Raw genomic sequence first — 238 nt, forward strand, 5'->3', positions numbered from 1 at the left:
GGACTACCGCGCCGCCGGTGCCGCCGCGTACCTGGGCCTCGGCGCGGTATGGGCCCTGGGGCTGTCGTCGTCGGCAGCGCAGTTGCAGGCCAACCCGGCCAGCCTGCCGCCGTCGATTCTGTCGATCAGCGGGATGATTCCCTTCACCGAGACCATCTTTCTCTGGCAATCGGGCGTGCTGTTGCTGGCGTTGATTGTGGTGTCGCTGGTCATCGCTTACGTCACCGCGCCTGGACCC

1 pseudogene is annotated in these 238 nt (G+C 67.2%); it reads left to right on the forward strand.

Features of this window, described 5'->3' with window-relative positions:
* A pseudogene (locus AAEZ08_RS23445) lies at positions 1-238 on the forward strand (short-chain fatty acid transporter); the annotation flags it as partial.

The sequence above is a fragment of the Pseudomonas sp. E45-MNA-CIBAN-0222 genome (genome assembly GCF_040310405.1).
GTDB classification, from domain to species: domain Bacteria; phylum Pseudomonadota; class Gammaproteobacteria; order Pseudomonadales; family Pseudomonadaceae; genus Stutzerimonas; species Stutzerimonas stutzeri_AC.